The organism is Undibacterium sp. GrIS 1.2, assembly GCF_040544435.1.
In the GTDB taxonomy this organism is placed as follows: domain Bacteria; phylum Pseudomonadota; class Gammaproteobacteria; order Burkholderiales; family Burkholderiaceae_D; genus Undibacterium.
Genome location: NZ_JBEONP010000014.1, coordinates 1 through 24,569, shown reverse-complemented (window position 1 = coordinate 24,569; position 24,569 = coordinate 1). Strand labels below are relative to the sequence as shown.

Here is a 24,569-nt window from a genome sequence, read left to right as displayed (position 1 = left end):
CGCAATATTTTGATTGTTTTCCCTACATTGACTTCTAAGATAATGATGATCACCTCCACACCGACTCTGTTAGTAACACCCTCTGATCACCCTTTGAGCGATGCACAACGTGCCGAACGCATGACGAACCCGAGTTTTGGCCGGATTTTTACGGATCATATGGTGGTCATTCCTTATCGTAACGGCGCTTGGCAACAAGGCGAATTAAAAGCCTACGGCCCTTTAAGCCTGGACCCTGCGGCATCTGCACTACATTACGGCCAGGCGATTTTTGAAGGCTTTAAAGCCTTTAGCCAGCCGGATGGCAGTGTCAAAACCTTCCGACCGGATGCCAACAGCGCACGCTTCAACCGCAGCGCACAGCGCCTGGCAATGCCGGATTTGCCTGGAGATATATTCATGCAAGCAGCAGATGCTTTAATCACCATGGATAAAGCCTGGGTACCCAAGAATGTGGGAGAAAGTCTGTACCTGCGGCCACTGATGTTTGCCACTGATCCGTTTTTGGGCGTGCGCCCTGCCAGCGAATATCTGTTCGTCTTATTTGCCTCCCCCGCCGGCGCCTACTTCCCGCAAGGCGTTAAACCGGTGACGGTGTGGATCAGCGAAGATTTTGTCCGTGCAGCACCTGGCGGCACTGGCGAGGCGAAATGCGCAGGCAACTATGCCGCCAGCTTGGTAGCGCAAGCGCAAGCGCTGGAAAAAGGCTGCGACCAAGTGGTATGGCTGGATGCAGTAAAGCGCGAATACATAGAAGAAATGGGTGGGATGAACCTGTTCTTTGTCTACGAAGAAGCAGGAAAAACTCGCATCATTACGCCAGAACTCACAGGTACCTTGCTATCCGGCATTACACGTCGTAGCTTGCTGGAAATGGCCAAAGACTTGGGTTACGAAACAGAAGAACGCAAGCTCACGGTACAGCAATGGCGCGACGACATCGCATCAGGGCGGATGACAGAAGTATTCGCCTGCGGTACCGCAGCCGTTATCACACCAGTCGGCCATGTCAAAGCAAAGAATTTTGAGATGCAAATCAACCAAGGTGAAAACGGCAAAGTCACTATGGCACTGCGTGAAGCTCTGCTGGCGCTACAGCACGGCACTGCGGAAGATACGCATGGCTGGATGCATAGCGTTTGCTAATCTTTGTTAGTGTGTGCGAAGGCTTGTTACTGTGATGGCTATGAGAGGCTGATTTTTATGAGCTTCTCAACGCCTACTAATTTAAGTCAATTCTAAGTAGTCTTTTGCGCGAGTGTACACATTGCGCTTACAAAGAATGATGTTTCAAAAGACTTCATTCTTATTCGATACTCAGTCTCAAGTCATACGCTTTGTATAGCGCTCAATGACAACATTGTCATAGTTTGATGTAAGCCAAGTTGTAAAATGTATTTTCCAAATACCTGTACAACAACCGCGGAAAGCCCATCATGCCATTACGAATCGTCGTCATTTTTATCCTTTGCATTTCTATCATCCAAGCTGCACAAAGTCAGAATACACAGCCTGCTAAGGCTGGTGCAAATATGCCACCAGCTCAAACACAAGGGGCATTAACTCCGGCACAGCTAGCAAAGATGAAGGAGATACTGTCAGCCTACAAACCAAATAGTCTCAGCGTTGACGACGCAAAAGCGATCAAACGCAACTTGCGCGAAGCAGGTATCCAACCGGGCCCTGCAAGAGGAGACGCACTGCGTGCTGCCGGATTTGACCCCAAAAAACTGGAAGCACTAGACCCGCGTCCAGCTGGCGCAGCGCCAGGTGGAGAGCGCGCGAACTCGCCGCCTAATGCGCCAAAACCAGGCTCACCGACCGCTAAGTAAATAGTCTGGAAAACCGTTTGTGATGTTTTTGATGTTTGTGATATTTGTGACTACTGCTGTACGAAAGCTCGCATGAAAGTCTTGCTCATAGAGGATGAACAAAAAATAGCCGACTTTGTATCCATCGGTCTAAAAGAACGCGACTTCAATGTTGAGCACTGCAACAACGGCAATGTAGGTTTTGAACTAGCTAGCAAAGGTCAATATGCCGTCATCATCCTCGATATCATGCTACCAGGCCGAGACGGTCTCTCTATTTTGAAGGAATTACGTAGCTCGGACGTGGCAACGCCTATCATTTTACTGACGGCGCGCAATGAATTGGGGGATCGCATAACGGGGCTCAACCTTGGTGCAGATGATTATCTTGCCAAGCCATTTTTTGTCGAGGAATTAGTCGCTCGCATACATGTTCTGCAACGACGGCTTGCCGGAGATAGACAAAACCTGCTACAAGTGGGCAAACTAAAGCTTGACCGCATCACACGGCAAGCTAGCTCTAGCGGACACACGATAGAACTCACCACGCGAGAATTTAGTCTGCTTGAATACCTGATGCGCTCGGCTGGACAGGTATTTACTCGTGGTCAAATTCTTGAGCATGTATGGGGCTATGATTTTGATCCTAGCACTAACGTGGTGGATGTCTGCATCAAACGTATAAGAAGCAAAATCGGATCAATCGAAGTTAGTACCGATACCCCGTCCCCTATAGAGTCAGTGCGAGGCACTGGTTATCGTTTCAGACTCGAGCCTTAAGAAGTTGCTCATGATTTCCTTCAGAACCCGATTATTTATCATTGCCGTGAGCATTGTCTCGACCGCGCTAACCGTCGTGCTGGCGTTAGCCTGGTCTAGTCTGATGAAAAATGAAGTAGATCGATTAGACGAGCGGCTTTGCCTGGAGACACAACGCTTCACCACACAACCGTTTATTCGAATCGATGCGGCTAGTCTTGAGTCAGATATCGTCACTAAATTGCGTCTTGACTCCAATAAGCAACTACTCTTTCGCTACACCTCAGAAGTGGGTATGCTAGAGGTCAAATCTACTTACTGGCAAGACGATATCAATATCGATCAATTGAACTGGAAGTCGGTACCATTTCGCGCCTTGCCCGATCCAAACAGACAGTTGCGAGATGAACATAGGCCTGAAGCGCATCTGGACAATCGCACCGAAGCTTCCCCAGCAGAACGGGCGCCGCGTGGCAAATGCGCTGTCAGCACGCTCACTGTCCAGGACAAGCAATGGCGTGCCACGACATTCACGACCCCACGCGGCAGAGGCTTTCTTGGTGTCGATTTAGCCGCTACAACATCGGAGCTGCAAGCGGGACTCAAGCGTGCATTATGGCTAGTGGTACCGCTGGCACTTATCTTGACTGCACTTGGCGCTTGGTTACTTGCCAGCCTGACTATGCGACCGGTCAACCGTTTACGCAATGCGATGAAAACCCTGACGCAAAAGGACCTTCACCAACGATTACCCAATGAGGGCGAGGATAAAGAATTTAGAGAATTGATTGATACCTACAACACCATGCTCCAGCGCCTGGATGTGAGTTTCCATCAGGCCTCACGTTTCTCCGGTGATGCTGCTCACGAGCTCCGGACACCACTCACTATTTTGCAAGGCAAGATAGAACAAGTGCTCAACAAATCAGACAATCAAGTTATCCAAACCGACTTAACTGAGATGTTGGACGAAGTCAGCAGACTCACTGCGATCACCCGAAAGCTATTGTTATTGTCGCATGCGGATGCAGGTAAACTCGCTCTACACACAACGCGTATTGACCTCAGCGAACTACTCAATGAATTGGTCGTCGATGCACAGATGCTCATTAATAATCAGACTCTAAGGAGCAACATCGCCAAACATCAAGTGATCTATGGCGACATCTTGTTGCTGCAACAGCTTTTAAATAATCTCATCAGCAACGCGGTACGTTATTGCCCTGCGAAAGGTAATATCACCATCCAAAGTATTAGCGAAAAAAAGGGCGTCACTATCCTCATCAGCAATACTAGCCACAACATCAATATGGACGACCGGGCACGTTTTTTTGACCGCTTTTATCGTGGCGATGCCGCACACAATCGCAAGATCGAGGGTAATGGTTTGGGCTTGAGTCTGGCGTTAGAGATTGCCAAAGCACACGGCGGTGATTTACGTCTGGCACAAAGTCCTCAAGATGTCGTTCAACTATATTTATGGCTCCCATTCAAGCAATAAAAATGGGAGCTTCCTGACACTCTTTAATCGAGATATAGCACTAACCATAAAGCATAACAACACATTGGTATTACGACGCTGAAAGGCTTGAGCTAATCACTACACGACAAGCTTGAGTATCCTTTTTAGAAGTTACTGAGCATCATCAACTACAGCAGAAATTACCTACACCGGTATCAAACGCCAGGCAATAAGTAGGACCCCTCCCCTCTCCCGATAACGTAACCGCCTGAATGACGAAGATGTCATTAATTTCGACTTTTCTTCTTCTACACTGTTTATAACCAAACTAAGCATTCACGGTAACTGTTTTAATTATTCTGGAGAGCCCTCATGAGTAACTTTATTCACTCTATATTCACACCCTTAATCGCCATCACACTCACCGCCTGTGGCGGCAGTGCCAGCACAACGCCTATACCGACCTCGGGCACGAACGCGGGCACATCTACAAGTGCTGGTACCGGAACTAGCGCCGTAACCGTACCAAGTGCCCCGACTGCTCTAATCAGCACTGCGGGTAACGCTAGTGTCAGTATCGCTTTTACCGTACCAGTGTCTAATGGTGGTGCCGCTATCACTTCCTATACAGCAGCATGCAGCACTCCCGGTATAACGATAAACGGTACAGCAACAGCAAGCCCTGTCAGCGTGTCGGGATTAAACAATGGCACTACTTATTCGTGCAGCGTTACTGCAAAAAATTCAGCTGGAAGCAGCACGCCTTCGGTGCCGGTGGCGGCAATCCCCATAGCACCCAGCAGCAATACCGGTTCGACTAATGGTGTGGCATGTGCACTGAGCTATAACGCATTCAATAGCAGCGCTAAAGTGATGGCGAATAGCATTTCTAACTGGAGTTGTACCAGCACTATCCGCACACTCACTGGTAACGGCATCCCTGACCATGCCGTCACATCGGGTAACTTTGCTACACCGATCTCTACGCAAAATATTGTAATCAATATGCCGGCAAAACCAGCTGTCACCTCTTCCGCTGGCGTCAATATGAGCAATATTGGCTATGTACTAAATAGCGTCAAGCTTGATCCAGGAACTGCAGGATCGTGCTCCTCCACAGCAACCTCCACCGCCAATGGCGGTGGCTGTGTGATGGTGAACGGTAAAGACCCTTGGGTACTAGAAGCGATTGGCGGTGCCTTTGTCTTTGGCACCGATGAGAGCAACGCCCATGTACAACCCAATGGCCAATATCACTATCATGGTGTGCCGGAGGCATACGTCACCAAGCTGAATAAGGGTAAAGCAATGACCCTGGTCGGATTTGCTATCGATGGCTTCCCCATTTATGCGCGTTACGGCTACTCCTCTGCAAACGATGCCAACTCCGCGATCAAATTGGTAACCTCAAGTTATCGCAAAGAAGCCACGCCAGATGCTGGCCGACCTTCGGTTGCCATCTTCCCTATGGGCACATTTACCTCAGATTATGAATATGTGCCGGGCTTAGGTGATCTGGATGAATGCAACGGCCGCACCGGCGTCACACCAGAGTTTCCCAACGGGATTTACCACTACTTCATAACGGATACTTTTCCATTCATCCAGCGCTGCATTAAGGGTTCTCAATAATGCCGCTTACATTGCAGATTATGCATAGCGACAGACGTGGTGATATGTTCAGTTATTTGTATAAGTCTGTACTTAGACTGCTGCTCACAACAGTCATGATTTTGGCGGGGCCAAATGCGCTGGCCCATCTGATGCCAGCGCAACAGGGTACGGTGAATATACTGGACGATGCTGCGTTCATCGTATTCTCCGTACCAGTATCTGCCTTGGTCAAGTCGGATAACAAGATTGATGACAATCACGATAAGCGCTTGTCCGAGGTAGAACTGCAATTGCATCGCGTAGCGATAGAGCAATTGATAAAACAAAGACTGCGCATGTTTGACGATAAGGATCAAGGGAGAGTAGATTTTATACAAATCAGTACAGAGCCCAGCGAATTCAGTCAGCATACCGATATCGACACAAGAGACGACACGATCGGTGCCACGCAGTTTTTGGTACTAATGAAGATACGTTTCAATGCGGCCCCAAAAACCCTGCGTATAGAGACTGATTTGTTTGGCACGCTAGAAAACGAACAACAGTTCGCCATTAAAGCGATACGTGGTCAAGAGACCGAGGCGATCATTCTCCGGGCGAACCATCCGCAACATCAGTTTTTTCGTGGACCTTGGCAGGTATTCACTGACTACATCGTCATCGGCTGCGAGCATATTTTGCTGGGCTTTGACCATTTACTGTTCCTGCTCACCATTATCGTGGCAACTGCTGGCTGGCGTTATTGGCTGGGGGTACTCACCAGTTTCACCATCGCCCACAGTGTGACGCTGACACTATCGCTGATGGGTTGGGTACACGCGCCAGCCAAAATCATAGAACCATTGATAGCAGCGAGTATCGTACTGATGGCAGTACTCAATTTGTGGCAACGCCATGCCGCAGTTTTACAGCGATTCAGCATTGTCTTTGCTTGTGGCTTACTCCACGGCCTGGGCTTTGCCTCATCGATCACCGACATGGGTTTGCACGGCTCGTACCGTTTAATGAGTCTGCTCGGATTTAACCTTGGTATAGAACTAGGTCAAGCGCTTTTTCTGTTGCTGCTACTCGCGCTTGGGACAGTATTGCATCAGCTAGCGCGCATGACGTTATTAAATCGTCTCAACTTAACCGAGTTGATTAAGCCGATGACTTCCATATCCGCTTTGATTATTGGTACCGCCTGGATATTTGAACGCCTGATTATTTATTAATCATCTTGAGTAAGATGTTGACTGAAATGGAAAATATCAACGCAAACATCGTTGTGCGAAAAGATATTAGTTATCGAGACTGATAAAAAATTTCACTTTTAGGTGTCCAATACTATTGCGGCTTCTGACATGTTTTCATGCCAGAAGCCGCAATAGTATTGGAGGTTCGTTTTTCAACGATTTATTTTTAACTACATAGCGCAATGATTACAGCTCTGGCTGTATCAAATGTCCCAGCTTGGTGACCTTAGTACTCAGATAGCGATCATTGTGGGGATTGCGTTTGATCACTAGAGGAATATGCTCTGTGACCGCGACGTTTAATCCTTCCATCGCGGCGATTTTGCGTGGATTATTCGTCATCAGTTTCAGCGAGCTAATGCCCAGATGCTTGAGCATAGGATCGCACAGGCTGTAGTTACGTAAATCTGCAGCAAACCCAAGTTGTTGATTGGCTTCTACCGTGTCGGCACCCAAGTCTTGCAAGTGATACGCACGTACTTTGTTTAGCAAGCCAATACCGCGTCCCTCTTGGCGCAGATACAGCAAAGCGCCGCGGCCTTCCTGGGCGATTTTTTGCAATGCCAGTTCCAGCTGCGGACCACAATCGCAGCGCTGGCTAAATAAGGCGTCGCCGGTCAGACATTCTGAGTGAATCCGGGCTAATACGGGGTCGCCGTTGGCGACATCACCCAAGGTCAGCGCAATATGTTCTTTGCCGGTGGCTGGCTCAAAAAAAGCATGCATCTGAAAAGTTGCCCACGTCGTTGGCAAAATGCAGGAGGTAACATAATCCAAATCCTGACCTGAGCTACTGCTCGGGTTGCTGGCATTGCTGTCGTTAGATTTTGGATTACCTGCGAGCGTACTTGCAGGCGATGGGTGGCTGGACATAAAGGTTCTCGCGATTGATTCTTTTTAGGAGTCTTGATGACTCGTTACTTCTTATCTGTAAAACATGTCTAAAACGGATTTAAACAAATATAAACATGTATAAAGCTTATCTAGCTGTTATCACCACAACAACTTGCAGTGACAACGTGAAGAGCAGAGTATAAACGACGGTACCAATTTAGATGCGAACCAAGCATCTTGGCGGCATTTACAGGCTATTTCTGGCTTGGTTGTGCTTGGGTGTGTTTATTTAAATCGCAATTAATTTATATAAAAACAATAGTTCTTCGTAAAAAATTCTGCTTATCTTGCTTTGCGACTGCTTTGCTATAGATGATGCTATTGGTGATACTTTTGATGACGACTTATACCGATATAAGGCCAAAAAGTGTAATTCCAAGTCACAGCGCCGGATTCGGCGATAAAAGCAAAAAGCCCACAACGAAGTGGGCTTTTTCTATCAACAGGTCAGCTACGTTCTCAGCAGCGTTGGCTCGCAGTGACTACCTGTTATCAAACTATTCCTGATGATAACGAGTCACTAACTCAACTTCGTTTTTCGACCCCAGAAAAACGGGTACGCGTTGATGCAATTTCTCTGGCTGAATATCTAGCATACGCTGCTTGCCATCGGTGGATGCGCCACCCGCTTGTTCTACGATGAAGGACATAGGATTCGCTTCGTACATCAAACGTAGCTTGCCTGGCTTGTCCGGTTCACGCGCATCAGCCGGATACATGAAGACACCACCACGGTTAAGAATACGATGCACGTCAGCCACCATAGAAGCAATCCAGCGCATATTAAAATCTTTACCGCGTGGACCAGTGACGCCAGCCTGTAACTCATTAACATAGCGAGTCACTGGCGGCAACCAATGGCGCGCATTAGAGGCATTGATCGCATATTCTTTAGTATCGACGGGAATTTGCATATTTTGTTGAGTCAGTACCCAAGAACCCATTTCTCTATCCAAGGTAAAGCAATTCACACCATTGCCAGTGGTGAGCACCAGCACAGTTTGAGGACCATATACAGCATAGCCGGCTGCAACTTGCTTATTACCGGCCTGCATAAAATCTTGCTCAGTCGGCTCTGCCATGCCTTCTGGCGCCTTGAGCACAGAGAAAATCGTGCCGATGGAAACATTGACATCAATATTGCTGGAGCCGTCGAGCGGGTCGAACAGCAACATGTATTCGCCTTTAGGATACCGGTTGGGAATTGGGTGGATACTTTCCATTTCCTCGGACGCCATCGCTGCCAGATGGCCGCCCCATTCATTGGCTTCCAGCAGAATTTCATTAGACAAAATATCTAATTTCTTTTGTACTTCGCCCTGAATGTTTTCGCTGCCAGCAGTACCTAAGACTTCACCCAAGGCACCTTTGCCGACGGCATGACTAATGGTTTTACAGGCGCGTGCAACGACTTCGATCAACAAGCGCAATTCTGCTGGAATCGAATTATTCAGGCGTTGTTCTTCGACCAAATATTGGGTCAGACTGACACGTTTCATGAGCTTCCTTTTTATGCCCCGCGTTGTTTACTATTACGACGCACAGGCGATTCAACATAACAATTCAAATTAGATCGGCTAACTGTAACTCAGCTGCAACTGAACTAAAACTCAACTACAGCTCAACAGCAATTCAACAGAAACTTAAGAAGCAAGTGCTTTTGTCACCACTTCTAATACATCGCTAGATAATTTCTTAGTATCGGCAACACTTTGCAAAGCGGCCTTCATATGGACTTGCAAATTCTTGGGATATTTTTTCCAACGATCCATACTGCGCGCTAAACGTGCTGCAACTTGTGGGTTCATCTTATTTAAAGTGATGACTAATTCTGCCCATAAAGCATAACCACTGCCATCCGCCGCATGGAACCGGGACGGATTGGCATTGCAAAAACTAAACACCAGACTACGTGCACGATTTGGGTTACTCAGAGTGAAGGCTGGATGCTTCATTAACTCGCGCACTTTTGCCACATCCGTGGTGCGTGCTGTGCCTTGCAACATAAACCACTTGTCGATGACCAAAGCTTCTTTTTTGAAGTCTCTGAAGAACTTATTCAATGCCTGTGCAGCAGCTTTGGTATTTTTGGCAGAGCCAGAAAAATTCGTCAATGCAGTCAACGCTGCAATTCTATCTGTCATATTTTCGGCTTCATCAAACTGGGTTTTAGCCAGATCGAATGTGCTGTCATCCGCCCACTCCAGCAGGTAAGACAATGCCAGATTTTTTAGCGCCCGTTTAGCGGCAGAGACTGCATCTGGGCTATATTTTCCTGGCGTCAAATTCTCTTCATAGGTCGTCAATAAATCGGCTTTGAGATGTTGTGTCAAAGTGCTACGGACGAATTTTCTGGCGATATGGATCGCTTGCGGATCGACCACCTTAAACTCTTCTGCGATCATTGCCTCGGATGGCAAGGTCAATACCAGTTCACGGAAAGCCGGATCTAATGTTTTGTCATTTAAAGTGGACCGCAGCGCTTCGATAAACATGCTGTCCAGTTCTAAGACTTCCGCATTTTGTACTGCGTTTGTCAGCTTCACTAAGCGACGTATTGCCAGACGCTGACCGGCTTCCCAACGATTAAACGGATCACTGTCATGTGCCAGCAAATGACCGAGTTGCTCATCGGTGTAATCAATTTCTAACATGACCGGTGCAGAGAAATTACGCAAAATTGATGGCGTAGGTTCTTGCGCAATGCCAGTGAACTTAAAGCTCTGACTTGCTTGGGTCAGTTCCAGCACTAAAGTAGTTTTATCCGTAGCTGGCTGACCCTCTACATTTAATGGTAAATCCTTGCCAGCGGCATCCAGCAAACCGACTGCAACAGGAATATGGAATGGCTGTTTCTTTGGCTGACCTGGCGTCGCCGGGCAAGACTGGCTAAGCTTAATTTCATAAGTTTTTGCCTCTGCGTCAAAGCTCGTCACGACCTTTACGCGAGGCGTGCCAGACTGGCTATACCAGCGCTCAAATTGCTTCAGATTGCGACCGGAAGAATCCGCCATCGCCGCACGGAAATCATCACACTCGACTGCTTGTCCATCATGGCGCTGGAAGTATAAATCCATGCCCTTGCGGAATCCTTCATGGCCTAGCAGGGTGTAATACATGCGTACGACTTCCGACCCTTTTTCGTAAATCGTGACAGTATAAAAATTATTAATCTCAACAAAAGAATCTGGACGCACAGGATGCGCCATAGGACCTGCATCTTCGGAGAACTGGACTTGGCGTAACAAGCGCACATCTTCTATCCGTTTTACGGCGCGGCCAGTGGCAGTACCGACCAGATCAGCAGAGAATTCCTGATCACGGAATACTGTCAGGCCTTCTTTCAGCGACAACTGAAACCAGTCGCGGCAAGTAACGCGATTACCGGTCCAGTTATGAAAATATTCGTGTCCGACGACCGATTCAATACCGGCATAATCAACGTCCGTTGCTACACGTGGATTCGCCAGTACATACTTTGTATTGAAAATATTTAAGCCCTTGTTTTCCATCGCACCCATATTAAAGTCGCCAGTGGCAACGATCATAAAGCGATCCAAATCCAACTCCAGGCCGAAACGCTCCTCATCCCAACGGATACTGTTTTTCAGCGAATCCATAGCATGTTGGGTTTTGTCGAGATTGCCGTTTTCTACCCACACTTGCAACAAGACTTTACGGCCAGATTTAAGTTTATATTTTTCTTCCTGACAAACTAATTTACCCGCAACCAATGCGAATAAATAAGAAGGTTTTTTGAACGGATCTTCCCACTTAGCGTAGTGACGGCCATCGCCCAGATCACCTTCTTCAATCAGATTGCCGTTAGACAGCAAGACCGGAATTTTCTTTTTGTCGGCACGTAGCATGACGGTGTATTTCGCCATCACATCAGGACGATCCGGGAACCAGGTAATTTTGCGGAAACCTTCTGCCTCGCATTGCGTGATGAAGTTTTGATTGGAGGTGTACAAGCCGGACAAGGAAGTATTTTTGACTGGCTTGATCAGCGTTTCAATTTCTAGCGTGACGTCATCTGGCGCATTGGCGATACGTAGTGTTTCGCCTTCGATTTTGTACGCCGACTTTTTGAGGTTGACGCCATTCATGCGCAGTTGCAGCAATTTGAGTGACTCACCAAACAGCACGATATCTTTTTCGCTGCTATCGTGATTACGTCGCATCACCATTCTGGTGGCAACATGGGTAGCGTCAGGGTCAAGATCGAAACCCATTTCGACCGTATCTACCCAATACCCCGGGGCGATGTAATCTTTGCGATAAATCGTCACTGGGGTAACTGCGGTATCGTTGTTGTCTGTGCGCATGTGATGGTGAGCCTTCTAAAAAGAATAGGTGCTGTGTCTTTAATCTATTTTGCAACTAGTTTAAAGACACAGCAAAGGCTACCATTTTACCAAGCTGCGCCGGAAGGCATGCAAGCTTTGATGATTACCGCAGAAAATTTGGGTAAGTGTGTGGATTTTTAAGGATATGGTTAAGCGAATCGCCGTTTAAGACGAGTAAATCATCGTTCAGAAGTAAAGCCGTTACAAAGAGAAACAGATAATAGATCGTAGACAGAACCAACTTAAAATTCTATCGTCTAAGATAGAGAGTACCAATAGGGACAACAATCGAAGCAACATAGCAACAATGTAGAAGCAAAACAGGAGCACGATCATGAAAACAGAAAGAACCTCCCTCATCAGAAAATCTCTTTTGTTATTACTGGCGACAACGAGCTTGTTGTTAGCAGGCTGCGCCACCAGCGTAACGAGCAGAGTCAGCGTTTTTCAGGAATGGCCAGCCGATATTAAAGATAAAAGCTATGTCATCGAGCGCACAGAGCCGCAACAAAATAGTCCCGAGCACAACAGCTATGAACAGTTATTGCGTAACAAATTACAGACGTTAGGCTTTGCAGAAGCTGGCAGCGAGGCGAATGCGGCGCTTAAAATCAGCATGCAATATGGCACTGGCTTGAGTGAAATCCAATTCTCCGCACCTTGGGATTTAGCTTTATATGATCCGTTCTGGGGTAGCCATTTCAGAAGAGGCCTGATCCCGAGAGCCTATTACTATCGTTATCCTTATTCCCCGTACTATTTTGGGCGCACCGACACCATGCTGATGTCAGATCTGAGCGTGCGACGTTATTATTTACATCAATTAGAAATTGGCATTGCCGACAAAGTCAGCGGCAAAAAGCTATATGAAATCAAAGCCAGTACCGAGCAATTGAGCCCAGAAATTAATCTGCAAATGCCGTATTTGATTGACAGCGCTTTTATTGATTTCCCCGCTAAAACTGGCAGTACGATGGAGATAGAACTACCGATTATGAAGTAAATCAGAAAATATACTCCCCTCCCGTATTTTTAGATTGTCCAAGTATTTACTGGACAATAAGGCATTTTTCATAAAAATAATGGAGAGTATATTATTAGTGACGAGCAGAATTGCAATCCTGTTGGCACCAACTAAACAGCTCAAGCTTAATTTGGAGGATCGCGCAAAGCTTCGACCAGCGCTCTGTCAACTACAGAATCTGCTGAAATTAACAGCGCTTCTCCATTGCGGAATTTATTTGCCAGCTCTTCACTAGCAATAGAAAAAGCGTCATGCCCTTGACGATTAGTAAAAATATAGCGGGTACGTTTTGGGCTAACCCACGCTAGTTTGAATCTCGCAATAGATCCATTGCTGCGGGTAAAGTCTATCCAGATGCCTCTTTCCAAACTCTCCAGCAACAATACCCATTCATCATCAGTTTGATCAATCTGGTCTTGCACATGACGATTGAGACGACGCTCACTCGCACGCTGAGCGATGTTCACCGCGATTTCTAATTGACGACGCGGTGAAAACTCCAGCGGGGCGCGGGCAATGGCAGCGTGCCGCTCGGCCAGTTTAGAAAAGAAGATCACCCGGTCAGGCTCATCCCATTTAATCGCATTTAACCAGGCATTGAGCAAGGTCAGCATCGATGGTAATTTACTGACCAGGCTCTTACGTTCTTCGGCGCTGTTCTTGGGCTTTAAGCTCCAGATCAGGTCGTCCATCGTTTTTAAGGCGTTTTCCAGAGCGTGCGGCTTTTGCTCTTTTACACTGTGTGCAATGGTCAGAATACGTATCCATTGCTCTAGTAAAAAGGTTTCTAAGAAGCCAGCAACTTCACCTGTCTCTACCCGCAAAGACACGTCATGCTCTGCAAATTCGCGCGCCAGGCGCATTTTTTCTTGCTTGAGCGCGTTGGCAACGGGCTGGACAATTGCCTCTTCAGTTTTTTGCTCTTCATCTTTGAGGAAAGTTTCTAAGTCAGAAACCACGTCAGAAAACAAATCAATTTGCTGATCAAACTCTTGCTGCACACGCTCGACGATACCTTCTATCATTTGGTACAAAGGATCGTCATTATTACTCTCTGTACTCAATGAGATACTGGACTTAGCTAAGGTATCAATCAAAACCCGAGCCGGATGAGATTCTTTAAAAAAGAAATCCTTGTCCATCAAGGCGACCTTAAGCGTCGGTATTTGCAACTGCCCTATCAATCCTTTGATATCTTCAGGAATACTCGGATCATTGAAGACAAAGTCAAAAATACGCGCTAACAGCTCAATGGTATTTTGATCGATATGGGTCAGGTTGCTATCCGCCGTTGCTTGCTGCGACAATTGACGTAGCGGCGATGCGTCTCGGTTACCTGTAGCGGGCGCTGGATTATTATTTCTTTGTATGCTGGTCAGATAGTCAAAAAACTGGCGGTCTATGGTTACCGTATCTGCTTGATTAAGATTGGCAGTGGTATGCGTCTGTTTGCCAGTCCACTCAAGAGAATGCTCTTTCCCAGACTGCCCGGATTGCGCCGATGTTCCTCCGATATTGCTCTGACTAGGCTGCCCAGAAAAAATATTTCTGAGCTTATTGTGCAAGTACGGGTCGCGGTCAGCGATATCGTCTGACCGGCTAAATTCGTTTTTTCGCTGATTTTTTTTAAACGAATCACTGATATTCGGCAAAATACCGCGCGCGACTAAGGCCTCGTTTACTTCTTGCAATATAGGACCCAGTTGTATGAAGAGGTTAGGCTGTAATAGCCGCAATACCAGGTGATGCGATTCCGGCGTGGTATCAAACTCCATCCATGCCTGATAAACCGCACGCACAAAAAGCTCTGGTCGAAAGGGATTCTGCGAGACGCTGATGGGAGTGCGCCTCAGCACATGCCCGATACGAATATTCAGTGCCACCAATTGTTCAGCATTACTGACTTCCAACGCCTGGCACAAATTACGGATCAGAACCTTACTTTCCATCTCCTCAAACGTGACTAGCGAGAAGTCTTGTTTTTCGTCTTCTTTTTTAGGTTTTTTACGAGTGTTAACGGTACTGACTTCTTTGGCGAGAGCGGCATTGATATGCCCACCGACCAGACGATAAAAGTTGGTGCTATTTCTTTTTAACAGTTGATAGGCGTTAAAGCTACTAGCCGCCTCTTCGGGTCTAACTGTCTGATCAGAAATTTTAAATAAAGCTTCAGTCAGCCTCGCGCAAAACGCCTCTAGTTGCGAAGAAACACGCGTAGTCGCAACCGGTACCAGGCTTTGTAAAATTAAAAGCCGGCTGGAGCTAGAAAATTCGCTCTTTTTTGTGGTACTGCCAAGTCCAAGTGGGATAGTGTCCATTGTTTATTTAATTTATTTTATGAATCCACCATCAATTACGCTTAAGCACGCATCAGCTACATTAATCACATTAGCTAAATCAGCCGACTCAATTAATCATTGCATAGCATACCTCCGACCATCGGAGACCTTAAGAGTAATAAGCTTCTGTTGCAAAGGTAATAAAGATAATTAAGGCAACAGCCAGAAACAGGACAATTAATAAACGTCCAAACTTTGGTACGCCGTCTACATTATTTGAGGCGGCTTGCTCTTTTTGCTCTGGCTTGCTCATATTTATTTAGTCTTAATTTTGTCTTAATTTTGAATTTGCCTCAAGTTCTGGATGGTAACAGAGACCAATACCAGCTCCCTAGCGATGGCTGAAGAAATACGCAGCTAATTAGCCCTCTATCCGATATTTAACACCCACGTTAAGGAATCAGAATAGTAGAACCTGTTGTTTTTCGTGCTTCCAGATCGCGATGTGCTTGAGCTACTTCACTTAAAGCATAGCGTTGATGCACATCGATTTTGATTTTCCCGCCCTCCACCATGGCAAATAAACGTGCTGCCATCTGTTCCAGATCATCACGTTTAGCGGCATGACTCATCAGACTAGGACGCGTGATGAACAAAGATCCGCGGGATGCGAGTTCATTCAAACCAAATTCTGGCACCGGGCCAGAAGCACTGCCAAAGCTGACCATCATGCCCAATGGTGACAAACAATTGAGCGAACCGATGAAGGTATCTTTGCCGATGGAGTCATACACAACTGGCACGCCTTTACCCCCGGTAATTTCTTTAACTCGTTCCACAAAATTCTCTTTGTTGTAATTGATCACATGAGTACAACCGTGCGCTTTGGCGAGCTCTGCTTTTTCGTCGGAGCCGACGGTACCTATCATCGTCACGCCAATTGCCCGCGCCCACTGGCAAGCAATCAAACCGACGCCACCTGCTGCGGCATGGAACAAAATGGTTTCTCCACCTTTGAGCGGAAAGGTGCGGTTAAACAAATATTCTACCGTCAAGCCTTGTAGCATCATTGCTGCGGCAGTTTCAAACGAGATATTGTCTGGCAAACGCACCAGATTATCGGCTGGCATAATCCGAGCCTCGGCATACGCACCGTTGGGGCGACCGGCATAAGCAACACGATCACCTACCTTGACATAAGTCACATCAGCACCAACAGCCTCCACTACGCCTGCGGCTTCCATCCCCAAACCCGCTGGCAAGACTTGCGGATATAGGCCGGTACGAAAGTACACATCGATATAATTCAGCCCGCAGGCGGCATGGCGGACCAGCGCTTCGCCGGGGCCTGGCTGGCCCAGTGTGACATCGACGTATTCCATCACTTCTGGACCGCCGGTTTGCTGGATTATGATGGCTTTTGTGGTTGTCATGGTCTCGCTCTCTTGGTTAATTAGCTGTAATTCAAATTTGAATTAAAGTTTTAATTTAGCTCTTAATATGAATCGAGCTGGATTGAAATGTGAACTCAGATTAAAAAAATAATCATTTTTTCATCGACAATAAATACATCCCGCCAACGACTAAAACAGTGCCTGCCAGTTGCCAGGCGGTGATCGGTTCACTTAAGAAAAAAGCCCCTAAAAATAAAGTAGACACCGGACCTATCATGCCCGCTTGCGAGGCAATTGGCGCACCAATACGTTGTACCGCAATCATGGTCAGAAATACTGGTAACACCGTACACAGTATCGCGTTGACTAAAGACAGCCAGTACACAGGTGCCGGCTGGATCATCATACTAACCGGGCGCAGCGCAAAAAACTGCCCTATACATGCCACGCTAGAAACGCACATAGCATAGGACACCAGGCGCAAACTACCGAGGCGCATGACTAATTGACCAGATTGTATTAAGTACAAAGCATACGAGGTGGCTGCACCTAAAACCAGTAAGCCGCCCAGCAACACATCCGCTCCGCCAAACTGTAAATCATGCACAAATACCAGCACTATCCCAAGGTAAGAAACTGCCAGAGCCGCACATTCTATTTTGCTGATTTTACGTTTTAAAAATGTCGCTGAAATCAACAGCACAAATGAGGGTGTCAAAAATAAAATCAGGCGTTCCAGCCCTGCTGTGATGTATTGCAAACCCAGAAAATCTAAAAAACTGGAGAGGTAATAACCGATCAAACCCAAGACCACTAAACGCCAGCGATCTGAAACTGATAAGGCACCGCCTTTATGCGCTTGCCAAATCGCAATCGCAGCAAAAATTGGCAAAGAAAACAGCATACGAAACATAATCAGAGTAACCGCGTCAACGTGATAACGGTAAATGAGTTTGGCAACTATTGCCTTGGTCGAAAATAAAATCGCACCGGTGATGGCGATCACCAGACCAATTAAATATTGTTGGCGCTCGTAGGCGGATTGGGTATGGAAGGTGGGTGTGCTCATTTCGAATATTGTACGAGCATATTCAGTTTGACGTGCTCCCCTGAGTTCTCGTTTATTTCAAAAAAAATGCCGCGAAGACGAATCTACGCGGCATTTTTATTAAATTACGGATTTAAATACAGAGAATTTAAATCAAAAAGTATAATTCAAACCCACATTAAAGAAGCGACCGATAGCGCCCGCCAGGTGTAGCGACGGATTGAATGGTAGCTGGCCACCGCCATAGGTGTTGAAATCCAATGGTGGTTGTGCGTTGAACAAATTAGTTACTGATGCATGCAAGGTCAAGTGTTTGTCGAATTTATAACGCACAGTGACGTCCGTATCCAGAAAGGATTTCACCTGGCAGTATTGTGATGGAATATTACCGGTTGGGAACCAGCCATTAGCCGCGCCACCTTTTGCACAAGTATCGTAGCCAAATGATGGATCAGTTAAGCTATATCCGCCAATGTAATTGAACGCCGTTGTGACTTGCAATCCACCTTTGTCCCATGTAAATGTCGCCTGCACCCGGTCTTTTGGATTGCCGGTATCACCACCGACAACAAAAGGACCATGAGTACCTGCCAATTGATAGGCAACTCCTCCTGTGGTCAGAATGTAGCTCATGGTATGACTCCAGTTCAGGTCTGTCGTCAAATCTCCGTAATCACCAAGCTTAAATTTATACCTGGTATCGAGCTCTACTCCACTTGTTTTAGTAGAGTTTGCATTGATGTAGGTATTTGGTGTGTATAAAATCACGCCGACTGTTGGAGTACAAGGGTAGCTGCCGCCGTTACCGTCGGCACACAAAGTTTGCACCGGAGTTGGAGCGCGTACGGCATCCCCATCTGGAGCACCAGAAATAATCTGGTTATCAATTTCTATACGATACAGATCAACCGTAGTACTCCATCCCTTAATCGGTTCCAATATCACACCCAGAGTTGCTGACTTCGATTTCTCAGGTTGAAGTTTAGGATTAGCTGCTGCCAAAGTGACTGCTTGGTAGTTACAAGCAGAAATTACCTCTCCTGCGTACGGATTACCATTAGCTTGTACACCTTGAGAACAAAGCACAGGATCGTTACCGGTACCCGCCAGGAAGGCAGTACCTGATTGACCCGATTCAGCAGAATTAGGTGCCCGGAAACCAGTTGAGTACGTACCGCGGAGAGCAAATGATTCGGATGGTGTGTATTTAAATCCTACTTTAGGTGTAGTTGAATTACCTGCATTATCAAAGTGATCAAGACGCACTGCGCCATCGATTTCAAGAGACTTAAAGACTGGTGCAACTATCTCAGAATATACGGAAGTATTCGTTTGTTTTCCAGACGCGTACGCATTGTTTCCGTTAACTATGCCCTGAGCAACTAAGGTCGGTGCAGGAGAACTTAATTCGCGGCGGATATAAGATCCACCGAAACTAATTCCCATATCGCCACCTTGCAATTTCATAATAGTCCGCGTTGCATGTAACTCTGCAAATTCTAACTTAGAGGTGTCGCGCGCGGAGGTGCTTGGGAACAAAGTTGCAGCATCTGCGGCACTGATTGGTCCAACTGGCAAATAAGGATTAGACACACGGTTAATCGCGTCGTTAAACGCGGGGATATTAATTGATCCGTAAACATTTTGAGTCGTATCAATTTTCGTGTAGCCCAATGAGGAGCTAATATCCCATTCACCTAAGGTGCCAGTAACATCAGCAACTAAGCGATAAGCTTTTGAATCAAGCTGAGTATTAGGAATCGGCGCATTCGGAATTGCTCCATTCAATAACGCTGGGATACCTAAAGTGTTGCCTGGATAATTAGCCGGCACTGTGATGGTTGAGATCGGAGTACCGACGAGATGAGGTAAGACGCCGGCAGAAACCGCTACAATAGGATTAAAAGCTTGTGGAAAATATTGTAGTCCACCTGCTGGATATTGCTCTGCCTTGCTTTCAAACAAGGAACCTTTGACATCTAATCTCCAGCCGCTACCCAGATTTTTTGCAAAGCTGGCTAATATATTGACGTTTTGGGTTTCAGGAGACAACTCTGCCAATGGACTTTGATACGCACAACCACCAGCTTGTTGCAAGTTATAGTTACACGGTCCTGGATAAAATGCAGAAGTAGTCGGCCCATACGGATTGTTAGGATCACTAAGATAAGGTGAATTATATGTGGCTGGTTGATTTGACGAAAATGGCACCCCAAGGGTTTTGTTAGTTCCCCCGATACCACTCCAATCTAATCTCTGCCAAGGGCCCGCACCCGCACGCTGGTTATAAGTAATTCGATCTTGGTGGCGATATTCGATACTGCCGTATGCATTGTAGCCGTCTACATTAAAGTCGCCCCAACCATGGGTTACAGACGCATGTACTGTTTCTCCACCACCGGCTTGAGATGTTCCCGCTTCTGCCGAGGCAGTGGTTCCAATAAAACTCTTTTTCAAAATAATATTGACTACGCCCGCCATTGCGTCAGAACCATAAATCGCGGACGCGCCATCTTTCAATATTTCAATTCGTTCTACGGTATCAAATGGAATATTGGAAATATCAACAAAAGATCGCTGTGCATCATCCGCCAGCGGATAGGGTGCCATGCGATGACCATCAATCAAAACAAGCGTCGCAGATGTGGTTAAGCCTCGTAAAGATATCCCGCTAGCTCCAGCAGCAAATGCTTGGGAGAAGCCTTGACTTAGTGTCCCTTGACCGTTGGCCGTGATATTTTGCAATACTTGGGCGACGGACGTATAGCCCGATTTTTTCAAATCCTCGGCTGATATTAACTGCACTGGACTCGGTGTCTCCGCATCAGCACGGCGAATACTTGATCCTGTGATTTCGATTCGTTGGGGAACTGAGGATTCGGTTGAAGTTTGTTGCGCAAATACTGGCAATGTTAAAAAACCTAAACTCAATGCGATGCTACCAGAGTACGTCATGCGTAAAGACCGAGCTAATACTGTTTCAATAAACATTTATTTTCTCCAAAGGTAAGAACGACAGTTTTATTACGTTGGCTTTTGCAGATGAATTTATCAACCAAAAAAGTCAGATGGAAATTTTTTTCCATTAATAATAAGACCATATTCAATAAACTGACGTCAATCAAGACGCCTAATTCAGCCAATGAAAACAACAGTTTTTTTCCGGTGCAGCTCTGACCCGGTTGTTGATGTAACTAAAGGGAAACAAGTTGTAATTTTGTGTAACTTGAATCATAAAAACTGTAACGAAATCCATTTTAACAATTTTTAGAAAACAATAAAACGCGATCATCTGTCTCAAGAATATTAGAAAATCGATCTATGAAAAAATTAACAGAAAATCGCTTTTTTTATTTGCAAAAAAATAGCCGAGCCTATCAAGGCGTCGGCTATCTGATTCTTCAAACCATCAAACTCTGATTAAAAACTAGTGGAAAGTCCGACATAAAAAGTACGACGCGGGCCATATTGTGGAGCCCCGACGCCGACGCCAGAACCGTCACGTAGTAAGTAGGATTTATCAAACAAATTGATCAAGGCAATCCGTCCTTCTATCTTACCGGCTGGTGTATTTTTCCAGGTATGGGTGAACGCCGTATTGATTGTTGTGTAGCTTGGTAAAGTACCTGAATTTGGTGCCGCACCATCTGGCGTATCACGCAAACCACTGCCATATAAGAAGTCGGCACTGAGTTGAGAATCACCGAAATGGTAGTGAGTACCGCCCGACAACGTCATGGTCTGATCATGATCCACATAGATGTAGTGATTGGCGATATAAGCAACTTCATCTACGCCAAACAAAGCTTGGCCGGAATTAATATTTTTCCCCTGGGCTTTTTGAAAAGCCAGATTCACATACGCTCCCCAATTTTTTTGGCTGTAAATCGCAGACAACTCCAAGCCTTTGGCGTAACCCTGCGCATAGTTAAATGGCGTGAGTATCAACGCCTGGCCAAATTGGCCTTCGTCCAGCATATTGGTGATTTTTTTATAGTAAGCATCAGCGGTCAATATCAGGTCTTGATTGACGTGATGGCTAATCCCCAGATCGTAGTAATGCGTGCGCTCCGCCTTGACGTTGTCCGAGGTCGGAATTTGTGGTGCGTTGGTGGTACCGGCATACAAATTAATACTCGATTGCGCGGCCAATTCTTGCGGTGGAGGCGTGAAGTAGCGTGAATAACCTGCGTGTAAAGCGGTGGCGTCACTCAATTTATACGCCAGGTTTAAACGGGGACTCCATTGCTGCTCAGAGGTGTAGGCCGACACTTTGTCAAAGCGCACACCGTAGTTCAATGTCAGTGGTTGGGCGATATGCCATTCATCCTGCAAATACAAACTAGATAGCGTACCGGTTTTGCCACCATTGTCTTGAATCGTGATGGGGTCTGAAGAATTTTGTGCACCGGAATCATCCGTCGTAAATAAGGACACGGCATTATTGCTGGCCGTGACTTGACGGGTATAAGCACCGCCCGCCCGCAAAGTGTGATCTTGATACAGTTTATAACTGACATCAAATTGCACGCCGTTGGCACGGTTAGAACGCAGCGAATCTGAAGCGACGCCGTTATAAATTAAATCGCCATTCGCATCCGGCGTGAAATGCAATTCAGAATATTGATTGAAAGCGGATAGCTGAAAATTGACGTTCCCTAAACTTTTTTGTAGCGAAACAACGGCAAAGCGATTCACCTCACGTTGGTTTTCATTCAGATTGGATGAGGGCAAACTGCTAGTGGTGCCGTCACTAAATCCTGTCAGCGCAAACCCGGGCGCCTGGTTAGGATTATTTGGGATCTGGAAACGACCGTTATAGGTACCAAACATTAAACCCAGACGCGTGTTGTCATCTAAAAAATAAGACAAATTACCAAAGGTTTTAGATTGCCGGGTTTTATCATGCAATGCGCTAGAACTTGGTATCGGATTCTCAATCCCCAGAGAATTGGATAAGAAGCTACCGGACAAATAATAATTGAACGCGCCTTTGCTACCAAAAAATTCCGCGCTAGGTTCAACATAGCTATGGCTACCCATCTGAATACCAATCCGGCCACCTGGCGTTACTCCGCCTTCCTTGGTTTGGATATCAACAATACCAGCAGTACGCAAACCAAACTGTGCTGGCAATGCCCCGGTCATAAAATCAGTCTGGTCGACTAAACGCGTATCAATCGACTGCCCAAAACCAGTAATACTTTCTGGCAGCTGGACACCGTTAATCCGATATTGCACGTTAGCGTGATCATCACGTACGTGCAAACCGCCAGACGCCTTAGAGTCTTGAGCGACGCCAGGCAAACGCAGCAAAACTTCATTAAACGGCGTGTTATCGCCTTGTCCCAGCATGTCTATCATGTGGGTATCAATGCTATAAACGGTGGTACCGATCTTGGGTGACAATTCAATCCGCGCACTTTTAAGATGCGCCGCGGTCACTTCTACACTTTGTACTGGCGTGTCAGATTTGCCTGATGCGTCCGGCGCGTCCGCCACAGAGTCACTTGCAGCATGAGTGGATGAAATGGCAAACAGACCAGCCAGGGCGAGTGAAAGCTTACTCAGTTTAAGAGTACGTTGCATGTTAATAACCTCTGAATAAAATACGCGAAACTCAGCCTTGTCGAATGAAGGCAAGCTCGCTTAAAAATGTAATTTTCAAACTGAAGTTCGAAAATTTAAATTAAAACCGGAGTTCAGCTCAATTTTTAAATTGAACTGTTTTTGATGAATTACGCAGAGGCGTGCGGGGGACCGCAGCTTGGTGGAAAAAGCTCAGGCGAGCAATAGTTGGCGATCTTGACCGAGACAGCGAGGACCCGGTAAGGCATAACATAAACGTGCTGAACAATCGCAGGTAACAACGGCAGACCGACTACCTTATCGATCACATCGCTACAGATGGCACATTCTTTGGTGTCCAGCGCGGTCTTGTGTTGATGTGTCGCCGCCGTTGTCAGCGCCAGAACCAACGCAAAAGCGCCAAACAACACAATCAACAAACGCCACACATCACGCGCTGCAACTGCGCGCGCGAATGCAGCAGTCGCAAACTTTGCAGGCATGGCCGACATGGCGGCAGTGCCTCGCTTAGCTAGCGGATGTTGATCGGTAGTCTTACGCTGAACCATTCTTTTGTTTTTGCACTTGTGTTGCATTAAGGATGCGAGATCATAACAAGAAAAAAACATTCTGGCATCATCGGATTACATCCTTACACATTTTGCTCACCACTAGATCATTACTAGCTAATCACTCAATCGCCACTAACTCGTCAATAAGACCTACACAAATTTGTCCCGGCAAGGCTTAGTGACAAAGGCACAGCTTGGTGATTGTTTGCTGATTGCAATTACAAAACTGAGGCAATTTTCAGCAGAAATTTTTTATCAAATACAGGAAATCCATTTGAATATTTTTCGTGAAGAAAGTTTTTTGATTGTAAATTTTTGAGGCTTGAAAACAACTGCATCAAATACAACAATGTTAGTGTAAAAATTCTAAGCTGATTTCTTTACACAAAATTTTTACACAAAACCGACTTAAAAAATCCAATATAAACGAATTTTTCAATAGATAAATTTCGTGATTTTTAAGCATGAGGTTCTTGCAAAACGAAACACCGGAGAGTAATTTTATTGCGAGAAGCGCAAAATAGATGAGAAAGGAGCGGCCATTTCTGGCAAGATGAAAG

At 46.3% G+C, this 24,569-nt stretch carries 17 protein-coding genes; 7 read left to right on the top strand and 10 right to left on the bottom strand.

The window, feature by feature from the left end; translation table 11 throughout:
• The first annotated feature begins 42 nt into the window (after positions 1–42).
• The 6 genes from AAKU61_RS08070 to AAKU61_RS08045 all read left to right on the top strand — a co-directional run bounded on the left by AAKU61_RS08070 (position 43) and on the right by AAKU61_RS08045 (position 6,860).
• Complete coding sequence (locus AAKU61_RS08070; RefSeq protein ID WP_323491783.1) at positions 43–1,146, top strand: branched-chain amino acid aminotransferase; 1,104 nt, start codon at positions 43–45, stop codon at positions 1,144–1,146.
• 290 nt (positions 1,147–1,436) lie between these two features.
• Positions 1,437–1,832 (top strand): hypothetical protein, encoded by a 396-nt coding sequence (locus tag AAKU61_RS08065; RefSeq protein ID WP_354331188.1) that lies wholly within the window; start codon positions 1,437–1,439, stop codon positions 1,830–1,832.
• A gap of 72 nt (positions 1,833–1,904) precedes the next feature.
• Positions 1,905–2,591 (top strand): response regulator transcription factor, encoded by a 687-nt coding sequence (locus AAKU61_RS08060; RefSeq protein WP_354331186.1) that lies wholly within the window; start codon positions 1,905–1,907, stop codon positions 2,589–2,591.
• A gap of 10 nt (positions 2,592–2,601) precedes the next feature.
• A complete protein-coding gene (locus AAKU61_RS08055) occupies positions 2,602–4,071 on the top strand; it encodes an ATP-binding protein (RefSeq protein WP_354331185.1) in 1,470 nt (489 codons plus the stop codon).
• A gap of 333 nt (positions 4,072–4,404) precedes the next feature.
• Positions 4,405–5,664 (top strand): YHYH protein, encoded by a 1,260-nt coding sequence (locus AAKU61_RS08050; RefSeq protein WP_354331183.1) that lies wholly within the window; start codon positions 4,405–4,407, stop codon positions 5,662–5,664.
• A complete protein-coding gene (locus AAKU61_RS08045; RefSeq protein WP_354331181.1) occupies positions 5,664–6,860 on the top strand; it encodes a HupE/UreJ family protein in 1,197 nt (398 codons plus the stop codon). Before AAKU61_RS08050 ends, AAKU61_RS08045 begins: the two co-directional genes overlap by 1 nt.
• 207 nt (positions 6,861–7,067) lie before the next feature.
• Here the strand turns inward: AAKU61_RS08045 and ribA are convergent, their stop codons facing one another.
• The 3 genes from ribA to pepN form a co-directional block, all read right to left on the bottom strand.
• Positions 7,068–7,754, bottom strand: a complete 687-nt coding sequence (gene ribA, locus AAKU61_RS08040) for a GTP cyclohydrolase II (protein WP_354331179.1) — start codon at positions 7,752–7,754, stop codon at positions 7,068–7,070.
• Positions 7,755–8,272: 518 nt separating this feature from the next.
• A complete protein-coding gene (locus AAKU61_RS08035) occupies positions 8,273–9,274 on the bottom strand; it encodes a class 1 fructose-bisphosphatase (protein ID WP_322117889.1) in 1,002 nt (333 codons plus the stop codon).
• A 144-nt stretch (positions 9,275–9,418) separates the two neighbouring features.
• On the bottom strand, positions 9,419–12,103 hold the full coding sequence (gene pepN, locus AAKU61_RS08030; protein WP_354331177.1) for an aminopeptidase N: 2,685 nt from the start codon (positions 12,101–12,103) through the stop codon (positions 9,419–9,421).
• Between the two features lie 355 nt (positions 12,104–12,458).
• Here pepN and AAKU61_RS08025 point away from each other — a divergent pair, with 355 nt between their 5' ends.
• A complete protein-coding gene (locus AAKU61_RS08025; protein WP_354331175.1) occupies positions 12,459–13,127 on the top strand; it encodes a DUF4136 domain-containing protein in 669 nt (222 codons plus the stop codon).
• 146 nt (positions 13,128–13,273) lie between these two features.
• On the opposite strand, the gene AAKU61_RS08020 is transcribed toward AAKU61_RS08025, so the two are convergent.
• From AAKU61_RS08020 to AAKU61_RS07990, 7 genes are all read right to left on the bottom strand, one after another.
• Complete coding sequence (locus AAKU61_RS08020) at positions 13,274–15,466, bottom strand: DUF1631 family protein (RefSeq protein ID WP_354331173.1); 2,193 nt, start codon at positions 15,464–15,466, stop codon at positions 13,274–13,276.
• A 130-nt stretch (positions 15,467–15,596) separates the two neighbouring features.
• Complete coding sequence (locus AAKU61_RS08015; protein WP_354331171.1) at positions 15,597–15,740, bottom strand: hypothetical protein; 144 nt, start codon at positions 15,738–15,740, stop codon at positions 15,597–15,599.
• A 139-nt stretch (positions 15,741–15,879) separates the two neighbouring features.
• Positions 15,880–16,860, bottom strand: a complete 981-nt coding sequence (locus AAKU61_RS08010; RefSeq protein WP_354331169.1) for a quinone oxidoreductase family protein — start codon at positions 16,858–16,860, stop codon at positions 15,880–15,882.
• A 112-nt stretch (positions 16,861–16,972) separates the two neighbouring features.
• Positions 16,973–17,890: a DMT family transporter gene (locus AAKU61_RS08005; RefSeq protein WP_354331167.1), complete on the bottom strand. Its 918-nt coding sequence runs from the start codon at positions 17,888–17,890 to the stop codon at positions 16,973–16,975.
• A gap of 132 nt (positions 17,891–18,022) precedes the next feature.
• Positions 18,023–20,860, bottom strand: a complete 2,838-nt coding sequence (locus tag AAKU61_RS08000; RefSeq protein ID WP_354331165.1) for a TonB-dependent receptor — start codon at positions 20,858–20,860, stop codon at positions 18,023–18,025.
• A 429-nt stretch (positions 20,861–21,289) separates the two neighbouring features.
• A complete protein-coding gene (locus tag AAKU61_RS07995; protein ID WP_354331163.1) occupies positions 21,290–23,458 on the bottom strand; it encodes a TonB-dependent receptor in 2,169 nt (722 codons plus the stop codon).
• A gap of 149 nt (positions 23,459–23,607) precedes the next feature.
• The gene (locus AAKU61_RS07990) at positions 23,608–24,006 is read right to left on the bottom strand and encodes a hypothetical protein (protein WP_354331161.1); all 399 of its coding nucleotides are present in this window, start codon (positions 24,004–24,006) and stop codon (positions 23,608–23,610) included.
• Positions 24,007–24,569 lie beyond the last annotated feature (563 nt).

Bases quoted from the DNA above. Each gene is read 5' to 3' on its own strand.
- AAKU61_RS08070 (WP_323491783.1), top strand. From the start codon at position 43: ATGATGATCACCTCCACACCGACTCTGTTAGTAACACCCTCTGATCAC.
- AAKU61_RS08065 (WP_354331188.1), top strand. From the start codon at position 1,437: ATGCCATTACGAATCGTCGTCATTTTTATCCTTTGCATTTCTATCATC.
- AAKU61_RS08060 (WP_354331186.1), top strand. From the start codon at position 1,905: ATGAAAGTCTTGCTCATAGAGGATGAACAAAAAATAGCCGACTTTGTA.
- AAKU61_RS08055 (WP_354331185.1), top strand. From the start codon at position 2,602: ATGATTTCCTTCAGAACCCGATTATTTATCATTGCCGTGAGCATTGTC.
- AAKU61_RS08050 (WP_354331183.1), top strand. From the start codon at position 4,405: ATGAGTAACTTTATTCACTCTATATTCACACCCTTAATCGCCATCACA.
- AAKU61_RS08045 (WP_354331181.1), top strand. From the start codon at position 5,664: ATGCCGCTTACATTGCAGATTATGCATAGCGACAGACGTGGTGATATG.
- ribA (WP_354331179.1), bottom strand. From the start codon at position 7,754: ATGTCCAGCCACCCATCGCCTGCAAGTACGCTCGCAGGTAATCCAAAA.
- AAKU61_RS08035 (WP_322117889.1), bottom strand. From the start codon at position 9,274: ATGAAACGTGTCAGTCTGACCCAATATTTGGTCGAAGAACAACGCCTG.
- pepN (WP_354331177.1), bottom strand. From the start codon at position 12,103: ATGCGCACAGACAACAACGATACCGCAGTTACCCCAGTGACGATTTAT.
- AAKU61_RS08025 (WP_354331175.1), top strand. From the start codon at position 12,459: ATGAAAACAGAAAGAACCTCCCTCATCAGAAAATCTCTTTTGTTATTA.
- AAKU61_RS08020 (WP_354331173.1), bottom strand. From the start codon at position 15,466: ATGGACACTATCCCACTTGGACTTGGCAGTACCACAAAAAAGAGCGAA.
- AAKU61_RS08015 (WP_354331171.1), bottom strand. From the start codon at position 15,740: ATGAGCAAGCCAGAGCAAAAAGAGCAAGCCGCCTCAAATAATGTAGAC.
- AAKU61_RS08010 (WP_354331169.1), bottom strand. From the start codon at position 16,860: ATGACAACCACAAAAGCCATCATAATCCAGCAAACCGGCGGTCCAGAA.
- AAKU61_RS08005 (WP_354331167.1), bottom strand. From the start codon at position 17,890: ATGAGCACACCCACCTTCCATACCCAATCCGCCTACGAGCGCCAACAA.
- AAKU61_RS08000 (WP_354331165.1), bottom strand. From the start codon at position 20,860: ATGTTTATTGAAACAGTATTAGCTCGGTCTTTACGCATGACGTACTCT.
- AAKU61_RS07995 (WP_354331163.1), bottom strand. From the start codon at position 23,458: ATGCAACGTACTCTTAAACTGAGTAAGCTTTCACTCGCCCTGGCTGGT.
- AAKU61_RS07990 (WP_354331161.1), bottom strand. From the start codon at position 24,006: ATGGTTCAGCGTAAGACTACCGATCAACATCCGCTAGCTAAGCGAGGC.